This is a genomic window from Aldersonia sp. NBC_00410 (assembly GCF_026342035.1).
GTDB lineage: Bacteria > Actinomycetota > Actinomycetes > Mycobacteriales > Mycobacteriaceae > Aldersonia.
In genome coordinates this window covers 113,371-139,515 of sequence record NZ_JAPENM010000008.1, presented here as the reverse complement: position 1 = coordinate 139,515, position 26,145 = coordinate 113,371, and the positions used below count along the sequence as shown (strand labels likewise).

Genomic DNA, 26,145 nt, shown 5'->3' with positions numbered 1-26,145 from the left:
TTGACTATTCGGAGTGACGGGGACCGCGCCCGGCCGGGGGATCGGCGAGCGGCTTCCAGCCTTTGCCGCCATTGGCAATAGCTTCGGCCATGCGGTCGTAGGCTTCCAGGACGAGGCGTTTGGTGCGGTAATCGCCGAAGTCGCGTTCGTCATACTTGCGGACGACCGGGAAGGCGTCGAGCACGTGCTCAGCTTCGCCGCGACCCAAACCGTAAGTATGGAGGAAGCCGGCGTCGACGTCCGCCCGCAATCGTGCACGGCGCTCTGAGAGCCAGTGGAAAGGCGGGCCTTCATCGCCGAGGTTTTGGGCGTATGGCCGCAGGCGGTACGACGTGTATGCCAGTTCGAGAATATAAGGCTTGAGCCACGTATCGAGGCACTCGCCACGACGCCACAGTGTTGGGGCGTAGAACTGATCGGGTGGGGGACAGGCAAGCTGCTTCAATATGAAGTAGGTCATACCCGTGCCGCTGAGCTTCTGCCGGGCAACGTAGTCGAAAACCATGGATGACCAAACCCCGTGGAGCAAGGGCGCGTATCGCGGTTCGGCAGGGAAGGCGAGGGGGAACTTATGGCCCACCGCTGATGTTGGGCAGACGGAAGGTACGAAGGTGCGTGCCTTCTCGGTGCCCGTGATATCTCGCCAGCCAAGAAGCCACTCATCTTCCCATCGACTCTCGAGTCGCGCGGCTACTTCCGCATTGTCGACCCAGTAGCGCGCGAGCGACTCCAAATTCGGATCGCCATGTTCTGCGTCGGTGAGTCTCGGCAGAGTCTGCATTCTTAGCTGCGCCTGCGTCGCATTGCGGTAGGTCGAGAAGCGATGGTCGAAGTGCCACAGCAATTTCCCCTCGTACAGCGGCACATATTCCTTGCCGTCGCCCTTGTAGGACCAGCCGTTGAACGTCGCGTCGGCGAGGTCGTCTGCTGTGTGGAAGAGGGCAGAGTCGTTGGCCATGTCGAACAATCGCGCGAAAGATAATCCCCACGGGTTGCCGTCGGGGTCCTCGTCGCGGATGAGCACAGGGTACCGCGAGTAGATGCCGAGGGTAATGTCGGCGTCCTTGCGGCTGCGGAACATCGGCAGCGTGCCTGTGTTCGGGTTGAGCGTGAGAACTTCTTTGGCTGCCAACTGGAATCGGTTGTCCGGCACATCGGAGATGTGGCGGTTGAGGAATGCGAATTTGGTGCGCTGCACCGTGCGTTGAGTTCCGGTCATGGTCGTGACGGCGAATCGGTATGCGTGGTGTACGTCGCGGAAGATCTTGGCTTCGTTCTCAAAGTCGTAGAACGCATAGAGCCGGTGATTGCTCAAGGTGTCGGCGAAGAAGGGCGACGTCGTCTTGTCGGTCGCCAGGCCGGTCGGGGTGATGATTCCGGCCGCGCCCTCGGGATTGGTGACGGTGCGCATGGTTTCGGCGAACACACTGTAGGTGTTGACGTCACCTTGCCCGGTGAACGGGTAGCGGCCGCTCTTCAGCAGGAGGTGCGCGGTGCCGTCCGACTGCCGAAGCGCCGCCAGGTATGCGTAATGCAGGTCGGGGTCGGTTTCGGCGAGTTTGTCGATCATCTTCTTGCGGATCGCCGCGGTCGCCGCGCCCTCAATATCAGGGCGACCGGCGTTGCCGAAGAACTCCTTGTCCTGGATCTTCACCCGCTCCCAGGGCGGGTTGCCAACGACGCAGGAGAATCCGCCTGTCCACCCAGTACCGGCGTCGGCGCTGCCGTCGTCGGGAACGGTGAAGATGCCGGGGAACTCCAAGTGCCAGTGGAAGAACCGGTACTGCCGGGCCAGCGCACTGACTAACGTGATGATGGTGTCTGGCACTGATTCCGGGGTCTCGGACATAGCGCGCACGATCGCATGAGTGATGCCCTGACCCGAGGCCGTCGCCCCGGACTTGGGCTGCACGAACGCCGCACACCACGCATCGGCCACCAACTTGGCGGCCAACAGGTCGGGGTCGGCTTCCAGCCGTCGCCACGCGTCGGCCCGGGCGCGCAGGGCGGCTACCGAAGCGACCGTGCCGGTATCGGCTTTGTGGGCGGCTTTGGTGAACTGGCTGGTTTCGACGTTGAGGGTTTCGGGGCCGAAGGTCAGAGTCAATTGGTCCTGGTCGGCTCGACGTTCGGACTTGTTGCGGGCTTTGAGCTTGGATGTCCACGTCTTGTCGTCGTGACCCAGAGGCACGAATGCCGTGTCGGGGATGTTGTGGCGTAGCAGTTCCGGGGTGGTGCCCAGCAGTGCATTGCCGACCCGGAAGTGCGCATCAAGGAACGGAAACGGCCGGTCGGCGTCGAAGGCTTCCAGCCACAGCGCCACCTTGGTGATCTCGATAGCCAGGTCGTTGAGGTCTACGCCGTAAACGCAGCGTTCGATGACATCGGCGGTGGCCAACCGAAGATCAGCGGGCGTGGGTTCGGTCTCTTCGGTGCGCACGGTGGCCAGCGCGGCTGCGATCCGGCGGGCCGCGGCAACGACGAAATGTCCACTGCCGCAGGCTGGATCGACCACATTGAGACCCAGCAGCGCCTGCTCGGGATTGGATCCCCGAATGGCCTCGTCGATCAGCGGGTTCAGCGCTTCGTCCAGGACGAGCGCGATCAGATCTGAGGGGGTGTAGTACGAGCCGGATTTCTTACGCTCGTTGCCGGTGGACACGTCGAGGGTGAAGGCTCGCTCGTCGGCGTGGTACCGGGGTGTGTAGGCCAGCAATCCTTCGTACATGCCGCCCAGTTCTTCGCTGTCGAGGTTGCGGTAATCGACCGGGCGCGGAAGCCCGGTGACCGGGTCGTCGATCTGCGACAGCGCTCGCACCGCAGCGAGCAGCGCTCGGTTGGGCAACTCGGCACTGGCGAGGATGCTCAGCGCGTCCCGCGAAAAGAGGGTGGCACCAAGGCCGCTCAACCCCAGTGTGGGCAGTCCGTCGCCGGCAATTGCGTCGGTGACAATCTGGTGCGCCTGCCAAAGGTCGGTGTGCCAGCCGCCGATCGGCTCGGCAGCCATCCGCCGCAACCGTGCGGTGGAGAAGTAGTCCGCGTACAGGGTGCGGGCGCTCTCGGGGACGTCGGAGCGGTGCAGCAGATCGCGGTCCTCGACCACGAACAGCACGATGAGCCGGTAGGCGATGCGCAACAGGGCGCGCTGTAGGTCGCGGTCGGCATCGGTGGCGGCGGCCAGCGTCTCGCGCAGGGCGGCGTTGGCTGGGTGTGCGACGAACCCGGTGCCGAGCTCTTGCAGCGCGACCGCGATGCCGTGTTGCAGGTTCAGCAGGGCGCGGGCACCATCGTCGATGGCGGTGGTGCGCCAGCGCTCCAGCCAGCAGTTGTCGAGTTTGGGTTCGGCCTGCTCGACCTCGGCGTCCTCACCGGAGTCCTCGCTGCCGGAAACGATTTTGGCGGACTTGTCATCCAAGCGGGGCGCGAACCGGCTGGCGTGGATGGTCAGGAACAGGATGCGGAAGTCGGCGTAGAGCTGGTCGGTGAAGATCGCGTCCAGGTCGAATTCGACGAAGGACTGCCGGGTGAGGCTGGAGGCGTCGCGCAGCAGCCGCAGCTGGTGGCCGTTGGACACAATCGCCCACAGCGCGTGGTCTTCCCGGTTGAGGTAGTCCTGCACCATGGCCTGCGGCGCCCGGGCGGTCACCCCCGCGGTCTTGGTGTCCAGGTCGATTCCGGCACCCACCAGGTGCAGCGGCACCCACGCTGTGGCGTTCGCGGCGTCGGGCCAGGCGACCCGGTGCGAGATAGGGAAGTGCGGCGCCTCGGTCTCGCCGAGGCCAGGCGGTACGGGCAGGCCGCCGCTGATGACATCGGGCCGGCCCCAGCCCAGTTCGTAGAGCAGCGGAAGCAGCCATTTGTCCCGGGTGAGTTTGGTGGCGGCGTCACCGTCCGGGAGCCGCTCCAGGGCGGCGCGCCAGGTGTGGTGCGCGGCGAGCATGGCTTCCCACGCGCGGGCGATGGCACCGTTGACCGCCATCCCGGGTGACAGCTGGTAGGCGTCCGCGGTCTGGCCGGGCATGCGCAGTTCGTTGGCCCGCGGGAGGGCTTCGGCGGGAAGCGCGGTGCCTACCGTGCGGACGGCGCGGAAGACGGTTAGCGCGGTCACCGGGCACCTGCTTCCGGTAGGAACACGTAGAGGCCGAGGACGTCGGCAGGCGGCAGGAACTGGACGGTGGGTGCGCGTCCGCCGGCCTTGGAGGCGCTGCGCACCGTCTGATGTTCGGACACCAGGTCCTTGGCCGCGTCTTTGCCGGTTGTGGTGAGGTGCCCGGTGAGCGCGTCCAAGCGCCCCAGCGCACGGCTCAACTGCATTCGGGCCAGTGCGTCGTCGACGTTGCCCGAGGGCGTCAAGGACAGCAGGGCGTCGACCTCGGCCTGCGGTAACCAGGTCAGGGTGTCGCCGCTCGCGGTGAAGGCAAGGAACTTGGCTTCCTCGGCGACCTGGGTGACGGTGCTGGCCGAGCCGGGGATGGTGATCTCCAGCCGTTGCCGCACCATCAGCAAGGTCGTCACCTTGGCGACTCCGCGGGTGCGCATCACGCCCGCGCGGCGGGCCGGCCGGGCCGTCGGGTCGAGCCGGGAGTCGAGTGCGGCGTCAAGGACGTAACGCGACAGCGAATCGACCGTGGCGTCTGTGCGGGTGAGCACGCTGTGCCCGGCCGGGACGGGCAGCGAGCGGTGGAACTGCAGTTGCCCGTTCTTGGTGGGCGGGAGTTGATCACGCACCGCGGCCGGGAGGGCGGTGATGATCGCGGTGAACCCATCGTCGGTGTCGCTGACCGGAGCACCCAGAATGGATAGGGCTGTGCGGGTGAAGGTTTCGACATCGGCCGGCCCGCCGAGGGCGCGGCGCACCTCGGCCAGGGCGTGTTCGACGGTGTCGGGTTTGAGTCCGGCCTGCCTGAACCGCGTACGCGACACCTTCTCCCGTTCGGCCGCGTTGATCCATTCGACGTCGACTTGTTCGGCCAGAGATTTGGAGGTGGCCTCGGCGAAGTCGAGGGTCAGCTGTTCGGCATCCTTGCCGCGCAACAGCAGCGACTCCCAGATCGCCTTCATCACGGTGGTGGGATCGACCGGGATCGGCACCGAGACGCCAATGCTGCGTTTGATGTTCTCGTGGCGACGGATGAGGACCTGCAGCACGATGCCGTCAATGCCGTTGTCCTCGCCGTAATACGTCACAGTCCGCACGGTGGGGGCCTGCTGGCCGAATCGGTCGACGCGGCCTTCGCGTTGTTCGTGGCGGGTGGGGTTCCACGCCAGGTCGTAGTGGACCACGGCGGTGAAGCCGTCCTGCAGGTTGATGCCCTCCGACAGGCAGTCGGTCGCGATCAGCAGGCTGGGGCCGTCCTGGGCGCTGAGGGTGTCGACGCGGGATTCACGTTCTTCCGGAGGGAGAGTTCCGGTCACGGCGTCGATCTTGAGATCTTTGACCTTCGACAGGGCTGAACTCAGGTGTTCGGCGAGATAGTCGGCGGTGGGGATGTAGCGGCAGAAGACGATCGGGTGGTAGCCCTCGTCGAGGAGTTCCTTGAGCAGCGGGATGAGCCGTTTGAGCTTCGCGTCGGACCGCGGACCCTTCAGGGATGCAGCCTGAGTTGCCAACTCGCGCAGTCGCTTTCGGTTCCTCGTGTCGGGCGTGTCGGTGTCACTGGTGTCGGCGCCGACGGTGACGTCCTCGGCTTCGAGCGTGTCGTCGAGATCGGTGTCCAGTACTCGGGGTTCGGCGTAGGCGTCGACCTCGACTGCGTCGTCAGCGGCTGCGACCGCCGAACGGTTGAGCAGGGTCTGCTCGGCCGCTGCGGGGCTGGAGGCCAGGCACCGCAGCAGCGCGATCGCCGACCACCACCGGACGCGCTGCCGCACGGCGCTGAGCTTCGGGTCGGCGACCTGTTCGCGGACATAGTCCATCACGTCGTCGAACAGTTGGCGGTATCCCGCGGTCAGTTTGTACGCGGTCTCGGTGGTTTCGCGGTCGGGGAACGGGGTGTCCTCGTCGAGGTACTCGCGGATATCGGCGCGTTGGCGTTGGATCATGTACTTGGCCAGCAGTTTGCGGTCTTCTTCGCGGGCGCGGCCGGACAGGTCTGCCGGCAGGTCACCGAGGCGGTCGTCGAGCAAGCCGATCAGCGACTGCCAGGCGGTGTCGTCGCCGCTGTGTGGAGTCGCGGTCAGCAGCAGCAGGTGACGCTGCTGGTCGTCGGCGAGTTTGCGAAGCAATGCATATCTCAGATGCGCCTGGGAGGACTTGCCCACGCCAGCGGATGCCACGCAGGTATGCGCCTCGTCGACAATCACCAATTCCGGGCAGTACAAGGCGAATTCGTCACGGCGGGACTTCTGCTTGATGAAATCAGTAGAGATCACCAGATACGGGTAGTGCTCGTAGACGTTGGATCCGAACGGGACGCCGCGCATCAGCCGGTTGACCGTGGACGGCAACAGAAGTTGCGCGTCGATGCCGAACTTGTGTCGGAGCTCGCCCTGCCATTGCGGGGCCAGCTGGGGTGAACACAGCACCGCCAGGCGTTGCGCTTCGCCGGTGGCCAGCAGCTCGGCGGCGATGAGTCCCGCCTCGACCGTCTTCCCGATGCCGACGCCGTCGGCGATCAGCAGTCGGGTGACATCCTGGTTGGCCGCCATCATCAGGGGAACCAGTTGGTAGTTGCGGGGCGAGACGGCCAGGCGTGCGAACGAGCGGAACGGGCCGCCGCTGGCGCGAAACGAGAGCCTGAGCGCGTCGCGAAGCAGGCGGGCCCGGCCGGCGTCCCCGCGGTCGTCGACCGTGGGTGGTCCGAATGTGGCGGCCCCGAAGTCGTCGATCTCCGGCAGCAACACGGTGGTTTCGTGCTCGTGACCCCCGAGAGGGCGAACCAGCAGCGTGCCCTCGGGGGAGCCGGGGAGAACGAGCCAGTCCCGGCCACGGGCGTTGACCAGGCTGCCGGCGGGGTAATCGACGACTGTCATGCGGTTGCCGCCTTCGCCTCGCCGAAAATGCCTTGGTTCTCCGCTATGGCCGTCAGCCAACCGGCCTCAACGTTGTTGTGGTTGAAGCGCAGCACCAGCCATCCCGCCTCGTCTTCGAGCTTCATGCGTGCCTGTTCGTCCTTTTCGTGCTGGTGTTCGGTGTCGTGGATGGGACCGTCGATGAAGATGGCGACATCCATGCCGTCGCTGTGATATGCGAAATCGGGCCGGACGTAGTAACCCTCGACGATCGTTTGGGCGTCGTCCGGTAGCCGGTAGCCGCGCTCTTCGAGCAAAGCAAGGAACTTCTTCTCCAGCTCACTGTCGCAGGCTTTTCGTAAGCGTTCGAGCTGTTCGGCACGGTCCTCGCCGCCGGCTCCGACAGCCACACTCGACGAGGCAAGGCTCCTGAGCAGGTCGACAACGCAATGTCGGTCCAAGTGCTGGTGATCCCACTGGTTGCTATAGGACAGCAGGCAGTCGTAGCAGGCTTGCGCGCAGTCTTCGATCGCGTGCGGCGCGCGGTGCAGGTCGTGTCCGGTGTCGGGGTCGAAGTGCAGGATTTCCAATGCCTTTCGTGCCACCCGGCGGAGCTGGCCATCTTCTGTGGCAAGGCGACGCAACACGCCGGCTCCGCCCTCGGCGGCCTCGAAGAACAACAACCGCGACCAGGCGTGGTCACCGGTGTTGCTGGGCAGTGCTTCCACCGCCAGCTCGGAACCCTCCAATTGGTATGCGGCCTCGATGCCACGTTTGAGTGCATACATCGCGGCCATCCGCTGATCCGTGCCGATCGTTGGGTCGAGGTTCAGCAGCAGCGCATTGCGGTGGTCTTCGACGTGGGGGATCACCCGCTGATACCGCGGGGCCTCGCCGTGTACGTTCTTGGCCAGGTCTGCCTCTTTGCACCAGCGCCCCTCCACGGTGTCCAGCACGTATCCGCGGACGTCCTTGTCCTTGCGGCGTCGCAGACCGACGTTCATCCGGCGGATCAGCGCGCTGTCGCCGTAGGTCATGGTGCCGAGCTCGTGTCCGCCCTCGGTGATCGTGCTGGTGAGTTGCCCGGCCCGAACTCCATGTGGCACAAAGCGAATGGTCGTGACGATTTCGTGTCCGGCGCGCTGGCGTTCCTCCTCGTCGGCGCTGATCCGGTCACGGCGACGAGTCTTGACCGACAGCAGCCGCATCAAGTTGGTCAGTGTGCTTTCCGGCGCGAACGGCGCACCGCAATGCTGGCAGAGATCGGCGTCGGTGGACTCATGGAGGTACCCGCACGCGCTGCAGCGCTTGCTCTCGGTGATGTTGACACCAGTGCCGTCGTCTCGCGCGGGCAGGCTCACGCGGTTGACTTCGTACCGCGCCCCCTCGTGGTAGATGAATGCTCCGGGGCCGAACTCGCTGATCGCCATGAACCGAGGGCGCTGGATGAAGTCGCCTTCACCGCCGCTACGGGTGCGACGCTCCGCTGGAATGAACGCCGACAGCGGCAGTCGCGGGAACGAATAACCGGGCAGGAAGCCCTCCGACGCGAAGTAACGGTAGGTGTAGAAATCGCCTTGAAACACGTCGTCGACCTGGCCTTTGAGGAGGTCGAGAGCAGCACGCGCCTCTGAAATGCGGCCGCGGGCACGTTGCTTCGAACTTTCAGACGCGCCGATGGTTTTCAAGACCTGGTTTGCACTGTCGAGCTCGTTCTGGGCTTCGTTATAGAGCCCGCGCCACCGGTCCGCAGCGTGATTGAAGCGAGATGGGGCCTGCTCGACGGTGTCAGCGATCCAAGTCGCCGTCCACCATGAAGCGGAGGTCACTTCGGTAGTCGCCGTCAAGACGTCGGTGATCGCGGCGGTGGCGGCGCTGCGACTCGACGGGGATTCGATCGTCGTGAGTACCTCGGCGCGCAGCGGTTGGCCAGGCTCGTCGATATCCAGCAGGTCGACCATGCTGGCTTTCAGGTCCAGGCCGCACTTCACCAGCCAGATCGAGTGGGCGTGTGCGCGCACCAGATCCTGGTTGCCAAGTTCCAACCGCGGCGGGGCGACCGCCCCGGCGACCATGTCCTGACTGCGCCGAAAGTAATAGGCGTCGTGCGCATTACCGGTAGCGCAGTACGTCAGGGCGATCGCTGGCTGACCTGACCGACCGGCACGTCCCGAACGCTGCGCGTAGTTGGCTGGGGTGGGCGGAACATTACGCATGCCAACCACATTGAGGCTCTTGATGTCGACGCCGAGTTCCATCGTGGGCGAGCAGTACAGCACCGGAAGCCTGGCCTCGCTGAACTCGTCCTCCCGCTTCTGACGTTTGGACGGCTCGACCTGAGCGGTGTGTTCGCGTGCCTCCAAGCCGATGAGCGCCTTGGCCGTCTCGGCGTAGAGATCGCGGAAGTACGGGTTGACCCTGCCTTCGGTTTGATTGCTGCGAATGGGGTCGGAGGCGCGATGTTCGCCGGTGCCCGGATGCCAGGCGATGAGATCGGCACGTAGCTGGTAGCCGGTCGGTCGCTTGGGAATCGGAATGCGCACCAAGATCCCGGCGCCGGCCATGACGTCCATCAGGCTATCGATGAGGCCCTGGGCGTCGGCGGTCTTGAGGGCATGCTGGAAACCGGGGAAGCGATTGGGGCGTCGCAGCCACCGCCCGTAGGCACCCAACCCTGAGAGGTGTAGGTCCGCGCCGATTCCGGCCACGCCCTTCGGCCGGCCACCGGGGTATGCCAGGCCGCTGTACGTCCCGGCATCGTCGGAGATGGCCCACGGGTCTTTCAACCACTCCCTACTGGCACGCCGGACGGCATCGAACTTCTCGTCGGTCAGGAACTCCGTGTCGATGCAGAGGTTTCGGCGAAGTTCGTCGAGGAGGACATGCATTACCTCACGTCGTGTTTCGGTGCTGGCGCCCGCGAGCGGCTCGCCATAGCTTGCCCATTTGCCGTCGTTGGCAGCCAGCTCGTCCACGCCCTCATACGCAAGGCGCAGTTGTCCCGTCTGTTCCAAGTTCGGCATGGTGATACGCCAGCCCCGCTTGAGATCGGCCCACAAGCGATACGCGACGACATCGCGCAGGGCGCGAGCAATCTTCTTCCGCGGGACGTGCTCATCGGCGGTCTCCTCGTCACGGGCGAAGAACTTCAGGCTCTTGCCGCTAAGCGCTTTCACCACTTCGGGTCCGAGGTTCTCGTCGGTCAGCGGTTCTCCGGGGTTCTGTTCCTGGAAATCGCAGGCCGCTCGGTACAAGGCTGAACGGATGAGCCCAACCAGCACGAAGTCGTTGAAATGACCGGCTTGCAGGCTCGCGTCCTGGCGGTTATCGCTGAATGCCAGGAACTTTCGTGCATCGTGATCCAGGTCGGACTCGCTTCTGAGGGTCCGGACGATTGACTGCGAGAGAACCGTCACGGCGCTCGCGCGACCCTCAGTACCAAGACTGGCGACGCGGGAAAACTGAGACTGGCGGCTGCTCTCGTAACTGGTCTTGCATGACGGACAGAATTCGAGCCGTTCGAAGAACGCGACCGGCATACCGTCGTCGGTGATGGTTCCGAACTGGTCGACACGTAATGAATTGGGCAGCTTAGTAATTCGGGCCTTATCGAGAACCTGACCGCTCCCGCTGGACACCACCCAATCCTCAGGGACGAGGTCGAGCAAAGCGGGATCGTGGGGATCGGGCCATGGCTTCTCTGTCAGGAGCAACAGACCGTCAGCGTCGGGATTTTCAACAAGATCGGAATTCGGGATTCGGGGGCTGAAGCTCTCACCGCCGCGCTCTAGGTTCACGACGAGAAAGTCTTGGCCGCATTCGCGACAGAACGCCAATGGGAACAGAGGTTGACCCGTAGGCCTGTTGGGTGCGCTGCGCTGGTACTGGGTGGTGAGGAACCGCTTCGCCGCGGGTTCCAGGGTGGTGTAGACCGTGTCGCCCTTACCGATGAATTGATGCAGCTTGAAGGCGAACAGCGAGCTTCCTTGCGGGCCGCGGGCCCGTGAGCCCGCGAGCAGTAGCTCCTGCAGCTTCTCCCGGCAGACGACCTCGTCTACGCCGGTCTCGTCGTGCAGCTTCATGGCGGCATCGCTGAGCTTGGAAGGTAGGCGCCGGGCGAGCTTGCCCTCATCGTCGGTGTGCAACCCAAAGTGCTGCTCGGTCCAGACGGCCAGCGGGTCGGCCTTAAGGTCTTCCCACTCCGCCGGCGTCGGTGCTGCCAGCCGTGCCGTGAGCGTAGCCGGTTCTGCATCGCCCGCCGTCGCACGTCGTAGGGTTTCTCCGACGACGTTGGCTGCAGGGATCTCGACCCCGAAGATCCTCGTCGCCAATTCGGCGACCTGCTGACGCTGCTCGGCCTTCGTACCGGGACCGGCGAGCGTCGCACTGGTACCGATGCACTGGACGTCATTCGACTTGACGGCGCTCCGCAACCGGCGAACCAGCATCGCCACATCGGCCCCTTGCCGACCGCGATAGGTATGCAGCTCGTCGAGAACCAGAAATGAGAGGTTCTCTGCGCTACTTATCAGGGCCTGGCGCTCTTTCGGGCGGGTGAGCATCAGTTCCAACATGACGTAGTTCGTCAGCAGGATGTCCGGGGGAGAGGCGAGGGTCTTCTCACGTTCCTCCCTGTTCTCCTGCCCCGTATACCGCGCGAAGCTGACCTTGGGGTTCGTCTTTCCGAGGAACTTCTCCAGCTCGTTGCGCTGGCTGTTGGCCAGGGCATTCATCGGATAGACGATGATGGCCCGAACGCCCTTGCCCGAGCCCTCGCGCAGCACCCGGTCAACGATCGGAACGATGTATGCCATCGACTTGCCTGAGCCGGTTCCGGTGGTGAGCACATAGGACTCGCGACGGTTGGCGATCTCGAAAGCGTCAGACTGATGGCGGTGGAAGGTGATCTCCTGGCCGAGCGGGTCTTGCTCGGATCGTGCCCGGAACACTTTGATCGCATCGGGATGCAGGATTTGGCTGTTGACCAGTTCACCGACTGCTCCGCCGGACTCGAACGCCGGATTGAGCGCGAGCCACGGTTCCGGCCACAGCAGCCCGCTGGCGATCTCACTTTCGACCTTGTCGCGGATCTGGTCATCCTTGATCTCCAGAAAGCCCTTGACGAAGTTCTCGTAGTCGCCCAGAACCTCGTCAAGGACACCGAAGGCGTCCATGCGACCTCCCCTTTCGACCGCGTAGAGACCAAACTTAGTTGACGTTACTCACAGTGGACGACAGGCGAAAGGAGGACACGGAAGCTCTTGCCGCAGTACCTGGCCGTTGCGAGCGAGCGAGCCGGTCCGAGAGTCCGTGAGCGCACTAGTCGAAGACTTGGTCGAACAACCCGCTCAATGTCGCTCGCTCGACAAAGAACTCGGCCGACACAATCCGTGACAGCCCCGCGTTAGCCCGCTGCAAGCCCGCCCCTCGACCATCGATGCCAACCACCTCAAGGAGGCACGATGAGAACCACCGATGCCGCCCACACCGAATGCATCGCCAGGGTGGCGCGAGTCGCTGAGCTCGGCACCATCCTCGGAATCTGGGCGCAACCCGAGGCGAACTCGGTACGCCCGATCCGGAGAAATGGCCACCGCACCGCCTCGCCGCGGCGCGCACAACCTAGCTGATCCGCTCGCTGGAGATCCGCGGCGTCACCGAGCATCACTGGCTCGCATACCGAGACGGGGAGTGCGCTGCGACCGTTGCCGCGGAGCCGGTGGCGCAGCCGGTCGAGCTGGTCGAGGCGCTCTAGGAGACTCCTGAATAATTCGGCCTGCCGGTGCGCATGTCGAACCTGGTTGTTCGGGACAATTATGGTTGTGCAAGGTCGTTCGGAGAGCCGGCGGGATTTGCTCGACGCGGAATCGGTGGCGGGCCGTTGTTGAGGCCGGGCAGTGTGTTCGCGTTTGTGGCGGGGCATCGGCAGCGGTTGTTCCCGGAAGACATGCTCGTGGACTTGTTCCCCTCGCGCCGAGGGTGGCCCAGTGTGCCGGGCGATGTGATGGCTGCGGTGATCATGCTGCAGGCGTTGCAGGGTTTGTCCGATGCAGAAACCAGTTGATCCTCACGCCCGAGCAGACGCGTGGGCGGTCGCATTGGATCCGTGAGAAAGGCATTCGCTGATACCCGCTGTACCACTGATGATCTCGTGTTCGGACTCGCCCAGAGCCCGGTCGGATCATGTCCTGTCATCGTCGATGGCGGCGCCGAAATGCCCTCCCGGTGCGCAGTGCCTCCGGCACCTGGCCGCTCGCCGCCAGCGTGCGCATATGCAGCAGGATCGCGGGCTCACGCAGTGGATCGGCAGTCGCAGCCGCCGCGGCGTGCTGCCCGATTTCGTCGGCACGCCCGTCGGCGAGTCCGGCCGCGATCAGCGCGTCCGTCACCTCCTCGTGCAGCTGCGAATACCCTTGCGCCGCGGTCGCGATCGGCACGATGTCAGTGAGTTCGGCCAGTACCGGGTCCGCGCCAGAGTGCGTGCGCCTGTTCCAATTTCGTGTACGCGTCGGTCTTGTACCGCTGCGCCTCGGCGAACAGCGCCCGCGCCTGCAGGACATCGAGTTCATCCGGCTCGAGCACCAAACTGACGTCCAGGTGGGCGCGGGCGTGATCGCGGGGATATCGTGGTGACTCAGCCAGAGCCCGCGCCTTCGCGGAATAATCTCGGTGTGTACGTATTTGGGTTGTGCCGTCGAATCGATCTCCGCCGGAGAGGTCAACTGCCCCTGCCGCAGCAGCAATTTCAATCTCGACGGCAGCGTCGCTGTCGGGCCTGCCACCAAGCCGCTGCCGGCGCGTCCGTTGCAGGTGTCGAGGGAGTGGATCGTGCTTCAGGGCGGCGGATCGCCCGGCGTTCCGCCCCTCCGAAGTCTTGGTGGTGAGAGGTCACAGACATTTTGGGTGACGGGGAATTCGGGCCGCTGAGCCCTGGCGGGCGGCGCCACCCTCGCCGCCCGGCCGACGATCAGCCCTCTCCGGTGGTTGGATCGATGATCCCGTGCACCTGATAGAGCTTGTCGTAGAGGAACCCGCTGGTCTCGGCGTGCTCACGGACAGCGTCCTCGTCGGCGGCGATGTAGACGCACATGAGCGTGTCGTCGCTGACGTAGGACTGAATCCACTGCGCCCGCCCGGCCATCACGTCGAGCACTTCGTTGGACTTCCGCGCTGCCGCCTGGAGTTCATCGGCGGTCAACTTGCCGACTCCCGGGACTGGCCGTTCGATCAGATACTTCGGCATCGTTATTTTCCGATCCTTGTCGTTCGCTGGACTGTGGTCACACGTGCCGACGGCACGATGGGTTCGATCTACAGATCAAATCGTGATTTGCCGGGCTTCCTGACCATGACCGTTGACCGCGCCGGTGACCCGAAACGCCATGATTTCGAAGGCAATTGATGACAATTCGTGAAATGTGCAGGGCAACCCGTGCGCTGCCGGATAGCGCGCTGGAACCTGCCTTGCAAACACAATCGGCCCCGACGTAGCCGCGGCATTCGTCGCCGCGTTGGACACGCGCCCAACCCCACATCGCCGAGGCGTTCCGTACCGGGGGAGGGCGTTGCCTGGCACGAGCACGACGATGACGGGAGCGCGGGTCGCCGACGTCGGCTGCGGACTGGGGGTCGTCCTCGGTCCTGCTTGCGCAGGCCTATCCGCAGGCCACGGTGACCATGTTCGACTGCCTGCACAACATGGGCGACCCGCGTGCGGCCACCGAGCACGTGCGCGAGGCGCTGGCACCGGACGACACCTGGCTGCTCGTGGAACCATTCGCCACGGATGCGGTAGAGGACAACTTCACGACCGTCGGCCGGCTGTACTACACCGCCTCGACGATCCTCTGCGTGCCGATCGCGATGCGCAGTCGGGGGCTACGCGCTCGGCGATCAGGCGGCACAATTTCCCTTGTCGTTGCGCGGCCGTCGCCGTAAAATCGACAGACCAACCGGAGTGCGGTAGGACCTGCTGCAGATGGTCGTACACCTTCATATAGCCCGGCCGATGGATCCGGATCCAGCGACCCCGGGGGACTGAATACGCACGAAGGCGCGGTTGAAAACACGGATGCGATGAACACCCGCAAAAAGTGAAGAGCCGCCAAGACTTTGGACAGAATGTCGACCATGTAGGCCACATGGTCACCAGCGCCCAAGAGCCTGACTCTCGACGAAGGTGCCCGGTTCCCCGACCGGGCACTTTCGCTGTGTACGGAGACGCTCGCGTCCCGCCGGCCGGTCCGGACAATCGGGTAGTGCGGTACTGGTGTGCTCAGCCGCTTTGTCCCCGATACTCGGTGCACCGGGCGAATCTGCATCGAGAGGTCACCATGACGACAGCTTTGCGAGAGGTGCCGCTCGTACCGGCTCCCCGACTGCTCGGATCACTACGTGAGCTGCTGCGCGACCCGCTCGGTCTGAGCGTCCGCGCGAACCGCGAGTGTGGCGACGTAGTGCGGTTCGAGGTCGGTCCGCCCGGACTGCGCGCGTCGTTCATCGGTGGGTACCACCCGGATGCGGCGGCCGCGGTGCTGGATGCGTCGGGCTCGGAGAAGTTTCGCAAGGAAACCAACCCGTACAACGAGATGCGGAAGATCTTCGGCAACGGGCTGGTGACCAGTCAGGACGATGATTGGCTGCGGCAGAAGCGATTCATCCAGCCGCTGTTCACCACGCGGCGGGTGGACGGCTACGCCGCGACGATGGCGGACGAAATCGAGCGCTATGTGTCGGAGCGGCGCTCCCGGCCGGCCGGAATCGTCGACCTGTTCGACGAGATGACGAACCTGACCTTGCCGTTGGCGGTACAGATTCTGTTCGGTGAGGACGCCGGTCGAATGACGCAGGTGCTGCACGAGACCTTTCCGGTGATGAGCCGGGCCGTCACACTCCGGGGATTCGCAGCGGTGCGGACGCCGCTGGGATTTCCAACCCCCTTGAACCACCGGGTACGGCGCGAACGCGAGCGGGTGTACCGCATCTGCGACGAGATTGTGGAGCAGCGGCGAGCGTCCGACGCCAGCACCGACGATTTGGTCGGTCGCCTTGTCGCGGCGCGTGACGGCGCAGACGCGTTGAGCGACAGCGAGGTTCGTGACCAGATTCTGATCTTCCTGTTCGCCGGCCAGGAAACCACGTCGCTGGCGCTGACCTTTGCGCTGTGGCTGCTCGGTCGCCATCCGGAGATTCAGCAGCGGGTGCGCGCGGAAGCCGACGAGGTGCTCACCGGATCCCCGACCTCCGAAGACGCACGGCATCTGGCCTACACGACGATGGTGCTCGAGGAGGCGACCCGGCTGTACCCGCCCGTGCCCTTCCTGGGTCGCCGGAGTTCCGCGGAAGTCGACCTATGCGGCTATCGCATTCCCGCCGGCGCGGACGTGGCACCGTCGGCTTGGGTCATCCAACGCCGGCCCGATCTGTTCGAGAATCCGGAGGTGTTCGATCCGGATCGGTTCTCTCCCGAACGCAAGAAGGTCATGCACAAGTACGCGTGGTTCCCATTCGGGCACGGTCCACGCGGCTGCATCGGACAGCACTTCGCGATGCTGGAGGCCAGCCTGGCATTGGCGCGGCTGGTGCAGCAGTTCGATTTCGAAACGCCGCCCGGCCAAGTCCGGCTGATCTCCGGGGTCACGCTAATGCCGGTAGAGGGTGTGCCCTGCCAGGTAACCCCGCGGTGGTAGCCGCCTTCTAGTGGCGCTTCTCCCACAACCCCAGCAAAGCCCACGCCGCAATACTCTGCGCATCCGAAACCTGCCCGCGCGCCACCATCGCCTCGAACTCCGCACGGCTGAACCACGCGTTCCGCATGTCCTGCTCCTCGTCCTCCCGCTCGTGCGGGCCCTCGACGAGTTCGGTGGCGAGGAACACCGAGCCGCGCTGGCTCGACATACCCGGCGCCACATCGAGTTCGCCGATCTTGTCCATCCGTCCCGCCCGCAGCCCGGTTTCCTCGCGCAGCTCACGCCCGGCAAGTTCGGCGGCGGCCAACTCCGCGCGATTCGGCGCGGTGCCCTGCGGGAATTCCCAGCGCCGTTCGCCCACCGGATAGCGGAACTGCTCAACCAGGTGCACACGGTCGCCGTCGAGCGGGATCACCAGTGCGAAGTGCGGTTTGTCCACTACCCCGTAGATGCCGAGCGAACCATCGTCGCGACGCACATCGTCCTCGCGGACGGTCATCCACGCGTTGGCGTACACCTGACGCGAGCCGAGTGTCTCCACGCATTCGATCCTGCCAAACCGGCGCGCCGCCCGTATCGGAGTTCGCCGATCGCTAGCTCTTGCGGAACTTCTCGATCACCGGCGCCAGCTCGCCCGCATTGGTGATCAGATCGACGTGCCCACCGCCGTGCACATGCAGGACGGAATGCGGCAGCAGCCGATTCATGATGCGCGCGTTGACAAGCGGGATGATCGGATCGTCCTTGCCTGCCACGATCAGCGTCTTCTGCCGGATCGCCGGCAGCGCGAACAGACTCGTCCACACCGCACCCGCAAGCAACTGATGCACGTAGCCGATCTGGGACCCGGCGTGCTCCTGCTCGTCGAAAATCGCGGCGATCTCGCGCCCGCGCTTGCGCGCGGTACCGCCGTAGATTTCACCGGCGATCGCGGCGGCGTACTCGGGATCGGCGAACCGTTTCGGGGTGACCATCTTCGCCAGAACGCTCGGGTGCGCCGGCACCATCATTGCGCCGGTGCCGGTCGCCACGAGGACCAGTCGCCGGCAGCGACGCGGGTTCTGGAACGCGAATTGCTGCGCCAGCGCACCACCCCAGGACAGCCCGAGCACGTCGATGACGCCGAAGCCAAGCTTGTCCAGCACCTGGCCGAGCACCCAGGCGAGATACGGAAAGCCATACGGCGCGAACGATTTTGCCGATCCGCCGGTACCCGGGGCGTCGAAGCGGATCACCGTGGACTCACCGTGGAGTCCGTCGACGAACGGCGTCAGCACCTCCAGGCTCGCGCCGATCCCGTTGCACACCACCAGCGGTACTCCCGTACCGCGGCGGACAGCCACGCGAATCCGTTGCCCGCCCACGGCGACATAGTGCACCTCGTCGCCGTCGACGGTGTGCACTGTCGACACAGCTAATGCCCTCACTTCTGGTGGACGTAGACGCCGGGCGCAGGTGCGACCGGGGGGTTCTGTGCGTTGCCGAGTGCCGCGGGAGCGTCGACTTCGGCGCCGCTACGCTCCGCGAGCCACGCGACATAGTCGGGCCACCAGGAGTCCTTGCTCGTCTCGGCAGTGTCGAGCCATTCCTCGGGCGTGCCCTCGCCGACCTGACCGGCACGGAAGGACGCCTTCGGGTTCCCCGGCGGGTTGACCAGCGCGGCGATATGCCCGCTGGTGGACAACACGAACCGGTTGTCCTTGCTGCCCAGCAGCCGCGCGCTGCGGTAGCAGGCCTGCCATGGCGAGATGTGGTCGGCGATCCCGCCGATCACATATGCGTCCGCGGCGATCGTCGCGAGGTCGATGGGGGTGCCGAGCATGGACACCGCGCCCGGCGTGGTCAGGGCGTTCTGCAGACCCAGCTGGACCATGTCGCGGTGCAGGCCGGCCGCCATGCGGGTGGTGTCGGCGTTCCAGAACAACACGTCGAACGCGGCGGGGGAGCGGCCCTGCACGTAGTTGTTCACCCAATAACGCCAAACCAGGTCGGTAGGACGCAACCAGGCGAAGATCTCGGCCAGGGTGCGGCCGTCGAGGTAGCCCTTCTTCGCGGACTGCTTGATCGCGTTCTCGGCGGCGCTTTCGCTCAGCGCCGCCGAGGCGAAGCCGGCCTGGCTCTGATCCAGCACGGTGACCGCGAGGCCAAGCCCGGCAACCCGTTCGCCCTCGCCGATCGAGGCCAGGTGTGCAGCGACCATCGCCGCGATGATGCCGCCGGAGCAGCTCGCCAACAGGTGGGTGCTGTCGGTGTTGGTGATCGCCTCCACCGCGTCCATCGCCTCGATGATTGCGGCACCATAGGTGTCGAGGTCCCAACTCCGGTGCCGCGCTTGAGGGTTGCGCCACGAGATGGTGAACACCTGCTGGCCCTGCTGCACGTAGTACTCGATCATGCTGCGGCCAGGCGCGATATCGGTGATGTAGTACTTGTTGATCACCGGCGGCACCATCAGCAGCGGGATCTCGCGGACCTTCTCGGTCTGCGGCACATAGTGGATCAGCTCGAACACGCGGGTGCGCAACACGACCGCACCCTTCGTGGCCGCAACCGTTTCGCCGACCTCGAACGCGTCGGGTTCCACCATCGCGGGCACCCGTGGCTTGGACGCCATGTCGCGAGCGAAGGCACTCAGGCCGCGCACCATCGACAGTCCACCCGTGTCGATCATCGCCTTCCAGCCCAGCGGGCTGATGAACGGGTTGTTGCTCGGCGACAGGCCCTCGAGCAGGTTGTCGAAGACGAAGCGCATCTTCTCCTGATCGCGCCACTCCAACTCGGCGTCATCGAGCAGCGAGTTCGCGGTGTCGGCGGTCGCGAGGTAGGCCTGCATGGTGCGGTGCAGCAAGGGGTTCTGATTCCAGGCCGGGTCGGCGAAACGCTTGTCTGCGCGCGCCGGGGCACGGGTGCAGCTGCCGGTCGCGACGGAACCGAGCTCGCGAACGAGCGCGGTGCCGCGGCCCGCGACGGTGCGGGGCTTGCCGGCGAGCCCGGTCGCCATCCGGGTCCACGAGCGGCTCGGCAGCATTCGGCCGGCGACGCTGCGCGTCGAGCCGGTGAGCAGCAAATCCAGGGGCGCGGCGAGCTCGTCGGGACGGTTGGTCGTCTTCTTCGGGGCGGAGGTGGCCATGGGTATCACTTGCTCGTTTCGAAGGTGGGAATGGAGATCTCGCGGCGCATGATCTTGCCGGTGGGGCCCTTGGGCAGGGCGGGGACGATCCAGACTTCGCGTGCGTACTTGTAGGCGGCGACGCGTTCCTTGACGAACGCGATCAGCTCTTCGGGCTCGGCGTGCGCGCCGGCCTTCAATGCGACTGCGGCACCGACGTCTTCGCCGAGCGAGTCGTGCGGGATACCGACCACGGCGGCCTCGGCGACGGCGGGATGCTCGTAGAACACTTCCTCGATCTCGCGCGGGTAGACGTTCATGCCGCCGCGAATGATCATGTCCTTCTTGCGATCCACGATGTAGAAGTAGCCGTCTTCGTCGACCTTGCCGACGTCGCCCGTGGAGAACCAGCCCTCCGCGGAGATCGCTTCTGCGGTCGCCTCGGGCTGGCCCCAGTAGCCGGCCATGATGTTCGGGCCCTTGATCTGGATTTCGCCGGGCTCACCGACCGCGACCTCGACGCCGGCCGTGTCGACGACACGCATCTGTACGTCCGCGATCGGGGTGCCGATCGAACCGGCCTTGCGCTCACGGTCGGGGTGGTTGAAGGAGGCGACCGGCGAGGTCTCGGACAGGCCGTAACCCTCCAGGATGATGGCGTCGAAGGTCTGCTCGAAGTCGGTGATGACGCGCACGGGCAGCGACGCACCGCCGGACACGCACACGCGCAGCGTCGACGTGGCGGCCTTGTCGAACTCGGCGGCGACGCCGAGCAGTGCCGAGTACATCGTCGGCACACCGGCGAACACGGTGACGCCGTCGCGTCGCACGACCTCGATCGCCTCCCGCGGATCGAACCGGGGAATCAGCGTCAGGGTGGCACCGACGAGCGCGGAGGTGTTCATCGCGCAGGTGAGACCGAATACGTGGAACAGCGGCAGGCAGCCCATCACCACGTCGTCGGGGCCGAGGTTCAGCAGCGTGTGCGCGGTGACGTCCGCGTTGTGGCCGAGGCCGCCGTGCGTGAGCTCGGCACCCTTGGGCTTCCCGGTGGTACCGGAGGTGTGCAGGATGACCGCGGTGTCGCTGTCGGTGCGCTCCACCGGCGCGTCCTGCTCGGGCAGATCGGCGATCAGGGCGGCGAGGCGGGCGTCGTCCACGACCCACAGCGTGGTGTCGGTCGAGTCGGCTGCCGCAGTGGCCTCGGCCTCGAATGCGGGAGTCGCGAACAGCGCGGCGGCGCCGGTGTTGGTCAGGTAGAACTCGATTTCGCGCGCTTTGAGCAGCGGATTCATCGGAACCGCGACTGCGCCGCGACGCATGATGCCGTAGAAAGCGATGGCGAATGCGGGGGTGTTGCCCAACATCACGCCCACCCGGTCGCCGGGGCCGATGCCGGCGCGCTCCAAGAAGGTCGCGACGCGAGCGGCGGCAGCGTCGAACTCCGCGAACGACAACGTCGCCTCGCCGCAGCGAAGGGCGGCCTTGTCCGCGTACTTCTGTGCCGAGGCAACAAGATTCGTGCTGATGTTGGTCACATCGCCCTCCAGGGTCGGGTGTAATTTCCGTTACTCCAATCCTGGGCCGGTCCGGCGGCATAGTCGATGGTGGCGCAAACAACAGCGGGCCCCGCAGAATGTTCCCGAGCACATCCGCGCAGGTCTTGGCGCGCCTAGGGTGTCCCCTATGGCAGTTCGCTCGCCGGCGAGTACCGGACCCGATCAGCACATCGTGGACCTGGCCTCGGCGATGCTGGCCCGGATTTCCGAGCTGGCCGATCAGCTGGCCGAGCGCATCTGTGCCGAGATCCCGTTCTATGCGAACAGCGACCTGGTATCCCGCGACGAGCTGGTGACCAGCTGTGCGGCGAACATGCGATTCGTCTTCCGGTCGATCCGGGGGGAGCCCGGAGCGGACGTATCGGCGGCGCGGGAGACCGGCACGGCACGGGCGGCGGCGGGGGCACCGCTGGCCTCGGTGATGGCTGCCTACCGGGTCGGCTTCCGGTTCATGTGGGAGGAGACGCTCGCGCAGGCGCGGCGCAACCCCGACCTGACACCGGACGCAATTCTCGACGCGACCACGCACATCATGATCACGCAGGACGAGTTCACCCAGGCGATGACGGACGCCTACCGCGATCAGCTCACGATCCAGATCCTCGGTGACGAAGCCGAGCGAGCGGCGCTGGTGGAAGCGCTGCTGTACGGACAGATCACCGATACCCGCAGCCTGTGGGAGGTCGCGGATGCGCTCCGGATGCCGACCCGTGGACCCTATGTCGTGGTGGCGGCCCGGCTGGCGGCGATCGGCAAGACCGCGTTGCCGCAGATCGCGGCAAAGCTGGACGCGCGAGACGTCCGCTCGGCCTGGCGGCTCGATCCCGACCTGCAGATCGGCCTCGTCGCGTTGCCGCGTGCGGGTTCCGAACGCGCCTTGATCGAGGTGTTGAGCGCGACGGCAGGGGAGCGGGTGGGCGTCAGCCCCAAGTTCGACGAACTGTCCGGCACCGGTGAGGCGCTCCTGCTGGCCCGCGCGGCGGCTGCGGAACGATCGCCGGACGGTTCGCTGATCACCGTGTTCGACGACTCGCCGCTGGCATTGGCGGCGTTGAGTGCGCCCGAGGCGATGACGCGGATCGGGCGTCGGTTACTCGCCGGACTGGACGACCTACCGGCGGAGGAACGCGCGATCCTGGTGACGACGTTCGAGGCCTGGGTCGATGCCGGCGGATCCGCCAACGAGACCGCCGCGAAGATCTTCTGCCACCCCAATACGGTGCGGCATCGCCTGCGTCGCATCGAGGAGCGGACCGGCAAATCATTGTCGCGGCCCCGCGATGTTGCCGAGCTCTGCCTGGCGGTCGAGGTGGAGCGACGCCTGCCAGAGGGTGGCTGAGCGGCAGCCTACGGCGCCACCTGTCCCGCCACCACGACCAGCCCGCTCGGCCGATGCACGGCGAGGAACCCGAACGGGGGCTCGAACTTCACCTCGATCAGCCGCACCCGCTTGCGCGGCGGCATGAACACTCCGGCAAGCTGCATGGCGAACGCGGTGACCGCTGCCGCCTCGAAACCCTCGGCGGAGAACGCCGCGTAGACGTCTTGTGCGCCTTGGCTGATGGCTAGCGGCTCGGGGCTGATCGCGGGGAAGTGGCCGTGTTCGGTGTCCATCGCGCTCGTGAGTCCGAACAGCTCGGGATCTGCGCACAAATCGTGCGAAGAGCGAATCTCGAACGGTGGCAACGACACTCGCACCGAGTCGGCCTCACCCCGTGTCGTTCGCACGGTCAGGCCCGGGGCCGCCGACCCATCTTCGAGCGAGCTGCCCGAGCGCAGTCCCACCGTGCCATCGAGCGCGGCGATCCCGACACCCAACGCGTCGTGGCCGAGCAGCAGGTGTACGTCGAGTTCGTCTTCGCCCTCGACGACCACCCGGGTCACCGACCCGCCGAGCACCGCGATCTGGTCCAGGTCGTGAGTCGATCGGGTCAGCACCGGTCCGGGGTCGAAGGGCTCGCGCCAGCGCGTCTTCGCCGCGAGCGCCGTCGCGAGCACCAGCAGGTCGGTGGGACGCACCTGAAGGGGAAACCGCTCGATCATGCCGCGGGTGTGCTCGGCGGCCCAGGCGTCGAGGCGCTGCTGGCCGGTCAATTCTTCGACGACACCGACCGGCAGCGTCGAAACCCAGTCCCGATGAAGCGGCAGGTCGGCGCGCACCCACACGCCGAGTGCAGCGGAGGTGGCGACTCCACCGGAGAGGGCGCGCAGCACCTCGATCGCCTCGGTTGTGCCGTGGCCTTCGCCGGCCGCGCGTTGTAGCTCGTCACGGGCCGGGCCGTCCGCGGCCGAGGCCAGGAGGGCAAGCAGCGGCCACAATCCCGCGCCGGACAGGACGAACTCGCCCCGCCGGGCCGCGGCGCACCAGCGCGCGGTGAGGTCGTTGGCGGCGGTTACGGACGCCGCGAGCGGAGGGGCCGTCATGTCCACCCATGGTAGGTGTCGCATGCCGGGATACCGTCACACCATGACGGATCCTGCACAGACCGGCTTGATCGTTTCCGGGTGGCTCCGCGTCGCCGCCGGCGAGCGCGACCAATACGTCACCGACAGCGCCGAGGTGGTCCGCGCCGCGCGTGCCGCGCCGGGCTGCCTCGACTTTGCCATCGCCGCCGATGTGGTCGATACCGAACGCATCACCATCTACGAACGGTGGACCGACGAGCCTTCGCTGCTGGCCTTTCGCGGCTCCGGTCCGTCGGACGAACAGCAGACCCGGATCGTCGCCGCCGAGGTGCAGCGCTACGTGATTTCGTCGGTCGAGCCCGCCTGAGAGATCAAGGCCGAGAGCGGATTGCGCGGTACGTGCACCCAGCCCTCCCGTACCGCGACGGCGCGCTCCGCTTCGTCCGGCAGGTAGGTCGCGCCGATCGCGACGGCACGCGCGAGTAGTGCCGCGACTACGGCGTCGAACGCGTCGTGCTGGGTTGACACCTGCTCGCGAAAGGCACCGAGATCGAGCCAGGGCGCAGCGGCCCGGAGTCCGTCGATCATCGCCGTCAAACCTGTTGTGGTCGACTTCCCCCGGAAGGGAAGCCTCCAGACCTTCAGCGCCGCAGCGGGATAGACCTCCACGGCCCGGCCATCGACCCGATCGACCACATCCAGCCGGGCCAGTAGGCCAGCGCAGCGCAGCGCCACGTGCGCAATCAGATCGGCCGACACGCTCAGCGGCATGATGCCGGTGCGCTGTGCCACCACGAGATCGGTGCGGCGTTTCGTCAGCGGTCGGCGCTGTTCGCGGGTCTGCAGTTCGACGGTCGGCGGATGCCCTTCGTGATGTGCCGCCACGAATTCGACGAACGCATCCGGCCAGCCGAATGGGGAGTCGATACCGATCCGTCCTGCCCCCTTGGCAGCATCGGTGATGGCGGCGTCGGACACCCCGAGTCGCACGTTGGTGACCAGCGCACCATTCGGGCGCCATTCCAGCACTGCCAACGCCGTACGCGCAGGCTCGGCGGCCAGATCCACGCCGATGGTCAAGCTGCTCACGTCGTCAGCACCGCCCAGCCACGCGCCGGCAGCCGCGCGCGCCCGTTCGCAATTTCCGCCGAGCCGGCCGCGACCCGCGCAGCGCCCCCGGCCGGAAGCTCCACCTGCTCGTCGTCGATGTTGAGAACAGTGACGACGGCATCGGCGTCGCGCCCGGCCCGCAGCGCGAGACTCAGATTGTTCACCTCGAGCACGTCGGTGCGGGCCTCGTGCAGCCAGTGGTGCCGCCGACGCAGACCGATCAGCTGCCGATGTATGTCCACGACTTGCCGTGCGGTGTCGTCGAGATCGGCGGAAGCTGTTGGTGTGGAAGCAAACTCCGGACGTACCGCGTCGTCACCGCCGTGCCGTTCCTCCTTGATGCCGAGCATCGCGTACTCGTCGCCTGCATAGACGATCGGCGTTCCGGCAACGGTGAACAGTACGGCGAGAGTGTGCGGAACGAACTCCGGTCCGACCGCCGACGCGATCCGGGTGACGTCGTGGTTGCCGACGAAGGTCGCAGGCACGAATGTGTCCAGGAGTTCGCGATGCCGCCCCAGCGCATGGGAAAGTTCGAAGAAGTTCCGGTCGACGACGGCGTGCCACAGCCCCTGCCAGAGTTCGTACTGCGTGAGCGCGTGCATCGCGGAATTGCGCACGATCTCGGTGTAGTCCCCGTGGATGACCTCGCCGAGAAACCAAGCGTCGGGGTAGTCGCGGCGCACCGAACTCAGGACGGCGTGCCAGAACGCGTCGGGCACCGAATAGGCCGCGTCGAGGCGCCAACCGTCGACGCCGCGATCGAGCCAATACCGGATGATGCCGCCGACGAACTCCTCGGCCGCCGGCGAATTGTGATTCACCTCCACGAGGTTGTCGTGTCCCTCGAACACGTTGGCGCGCACCGGGTCACCCGGCTGCCAGCCATTCCAGTCCACGGCGAACAGGCCCGCGGTCGCTGCCTCGGGACCGTCCTGCTCGACGGCGCGAAACGCCGGGTGCGCGCGCCCGACGTGATTGAAGACGCCGTCGAGGATCACCCGAATCCCGCGGTCGTGGGCGGCGGTGAGCAGTCGGTCGAAATCGGCATCGTCCCCGAGACGCGGGTCGATTCGGCGATGGTCGATCACGTCGTAGCCGTGCGTGCTCGACGCGAAGATTGGGCCGAGCAGCAGCCCGTTGAGCCCGAGTTCGACGACATGATCGAGCCACGCCTCGATCCGGGAAAGGCGATGCAGCAGTTCCGCCTCGCCCGCGGTGGGCCGCACCGGCGCTCCGACGAAGCTCAGCGGATAGACCTGCCACCACAGTGCGTCGTAAACCCAACTCGGTTCGCCGGACGTCATGCCACCACCGTAGG

General features: G+C 65.9%; 18 protein-coding genes and 1 pseudogene. 5 read left to right on the top strand and 14 right to left on the bottom strand.

Translation table 11 applies throughout. The features are described from left to right. Positions 1 to 4 precede the first annotated feature (4 nt). Genes OG921_RS19015 through OG921_RS19005 form a run of 3 tightly spaced genes read right to left on the bottom strand, consistent with a single transcriptional unit; the run spans position 5 to position 12,125 of the window. A complete protein-coding gene (locus OG921_RS19015; protein ID WP_266114083.1) occupies positions 5 to 4,108 on the bottom strand; it encodes a DNA methyltransferase in 4,104 nt (1,367 codons plus the stop codon). Further along, positions 4,105 to 6,972, bottom strand: coding sequence for a helicase-related protein (locus tag OG921_RS19010; RefSeq protein ID WP_266114082.1), 2,868 nt, complete (start codon positions 6,970 to 6,972; stop codon positions 4,105 to 4,107). The genes OG921_RS19015 and OG921_RS19010 overlap by 4 nt, the downstream gene beginning before the upstream one ends. Further along, positions 6,969 to 12,125: a DEAD/DEAH box helicase gene (locus tag OG921_RS19005; protein WP_266114081.1), complete on the bottom strand. Its 5,157-nt coding sequence runs from the start codon at positions 12,123 to 12,125 to the stop codon at positions 6,969 to 6,971. The genes OG921_RS19010 and OG921_RS19005 overlap by 4 nt, the downstream gene beginning before the upstream one ends. Before the next feature lie 648 nt (positions 12,126 to 12,773). Here OG921_RS19005 and OG921_RS19000 point away from each other — a divergent pair. Next, positions 12,774 to 13,009, top strand: a pseudogene (locus OG921_RS19000) (IS5/IS1182 family transposase); the annotation flags it as partial. 133 nt (positions 13,010 to 13,142) lie between these two features. Here the strand turns inward: OG921_RS19000 and OG921_RS18995 are convergent. From OG921_RS18995 to OG921_RS18980, 4 genes are all read right to left on the bottom strand, one after another. Continuing rightward, positions 13,143 to 13,388 (bottom strand): BTAD domain-containing putative transcriptional regulator, encoded by a 246-nt coding sequence (locus OG921_RS18995; RefSeq protein WP_266114080.1) that lies wholly within the window; start codon positions 13,386 to 13,388, stop codon positions 13,143 to 13,145. A 4-nt stretch (positions 13,389 to 13,392) separates the two neighbouring features. Next, positions 13,393 to 13,533, bottom strand: coding sequence for a hypothetical protein (locus OG921_RS18990; RefSeq protein ID WP_266114079.1), 141 nt, complete (start codon positions 13,531 to 13,533; stop codon positions 13,393 to 13,395). A gap of 385 nt (positions 13,534 to 13,918) precedes the next feature. Beyond that, complete coding sequence (locus tag OG921_RS18985) at positions 13,919 to 14,194, bottom strand: DUF4242 domain-containing protein (protein WP_266114078.1); 276 nt, start codon at positions 14,192 to 14,194, stop codon at positions 13,919 to 13,921. Positions 14,195 to 14,269: 75 nt separating this feature from the next. Continuing rightward, on the bottom strand, positions 14,270 to 14,470 hold the full coding sequence (locus tag OG921_RS18980) for a hypothetical protein (RefSeq protein ID WP_266114077.1): 201 nt from the start codon (positions 14,468 to 14,470) through the stop codon (positions 14,270 to 14,272). 152 nt (positions 14,471 to 14,622) lie between these two features. Here OG921_RS18980 and OG921_RS18975 point away from each other — a divergent pair, with 152 nt between their 5' ends. Together OG921_RS18975 and OG921_RS18970 are read left to right on the top strand one after the other, a co-directional pair. After that, positions 14,623 to 14,889, top strand: a complete 267-nt coding sequence (locus OG921_RS18975) for a hypothetical protein (RefSeq protein WP_266114076.1) — start codon at positions 14,623 to 14,625, stop codon at positions 14,887 to 14,889. 395 nt (positions 14,890 to 15,284) lie between these two features. Then, entirely contained in the window at positions 15,285 to 16,640 is a 1,356-nt protein-coding gene (locus tag OG921_RS18970) for a cytochrome P450 (protein ID WP_266114075.1), read from the top strand. 7 nt (positions 16,641 to 16,647) lie between these two features. Here OG921_RS18970 and OG921_RS18965 read toward each other — a convergent pair whose 3' ends face one another. The 4 genes from OG921_RS18965 to OG921_RS18950 are packed head-to-tail and all read right to left on the bottom strand — an operon-like array spanning position 16,648 to position 21,287. Next, positions 16,648 to 17,190, bottom strand: coding sequence for an NUDIX hydrolase (locus OG921_RS18965; RefSeq protein ID WP_266114265.1), 543 nt, complete (start codon positions 17,188 to 17,190; stop codon positions 16,648 to 16,650). A gap of 43 nt (positions 17,191 to 17,233) precedes the next feature. Further along, a complete protein-coding gene (gene phaZ / locus OG921_RS18960) occupies positions 17,234 to 18,052 on the bottom strand; it encodes a poly(3-hydroxyalkanoate) depolymerase (protein ID WP_266114074.1) in 819 nt (272 codons plus the stop codon). A gap of 11 nt (positions 18,053 to 18,063) precedes the next feature. Then, positions 18,064 to 19,770 carry an alpha/beta hydrolase gene (locus OG921_RS18955; protein WP_266114073.1) on the bottom strand — a complete coding sequence of 569 codons (1,707 nt, stop codon included), beginning with the start codon at positions 19,768 to 19,770 and terminating at the stop codon, positions 18,064 to 18,066. Between the two features lie 5 nt (positions 19,771 to 19,775). Continuing rightward, a complete protein-coding gene (locus tag OG921_RS18950) occupies positions 19,776 to 21,287 on the bottom strand; it encodes a long-chain fatty acid--CoA ligase (RefSeq protein ID WP_266114072.1) in 1,512 nt (503 codons plus the stop codon). A gap of 148 nt (positions 21,288 to 21,435) precedes the next feature. On the opposite strand from OG921_RS18950, the gene OG921_RS18945 reads away from it, so the two are divergent. Then, a complete protein-coding gene (locus OG921_RS18945; RefSeq protein ID WP_266114071.1) occupies positions 21,436 to 22,647 on the top strand; it encodes a CdaR family transcriptional regulator in 1,212 nt (403 codons plus the stop codon). An 8-nt stretch (positions 22,648 to 22,655) separates the two neighbouring features. On the opposite strand, the gene OG921_RS18940 is transcribed toward OG921_RS18945, so the two are convergent. Then, positions 22,656 to 23,732, bottom strand: a complete 1,077-nt coding sequence (locus OG921_RS18940) for a serpin family protein (protein WP_266114070.1) — start codon at positions 23,730 to 23,732, stop codon at positions 22,656 to 22,658. 43 nt (positions 23,733 to 23,775) lie between these two features. On the opposite strand from OG921_RS18940, the gene OG921_RS18935 reads away from it, so the two are divergent. Next, the gene (locus OG921_RS18935; protein ID WP_266114069.1) at positions 23,776 to 24,081 is read left to right on the top strand and encodes a putative quinol monooxygenase; all 306 of its coding nucleotides are present in this window, start codon (positions 23,776 to 23,778) and stop codon (positions 24,079 to 24,081) included. Here OG921_RS18935 and OG921_RS18930 read toward each other — a convergent pair. Then, positions 24,051 to 24,803 (bottom strand): DUF429 domain-containing protein, encoded by a 753-nt coding sequence (locus OG921_RS18930; protein WP_266114068.1) that lies wholly within the window; start codon positions 24,801 to 24,803, stop codon positions 24,051 to 24,053. The two genes, OG921_RS18935 and OG921_RS18930, sit on opposite strands and share 31 nt — an antisense overlap. After that, the gene (locus tag OG921_RS18925; RefSeq protein WP_266114067.1) at positions 24,800 to 26,131 is read right to left on the bottom strand and encodes an alpha-amylase family glycosyl hydrolase; all 1,332 of its coding nucleotides are present in this window, start codon (positions 26,129 to 26,131) and stop codon (positions 24,800 to 24,802) included. The genes OG921_RS18930 and OG921_RS18925 overlap by 4 nt, the downstream gene beginning before the upstream one ends. Positions 26,132 to 26,145: the final 14 nt, after the last annotated feature.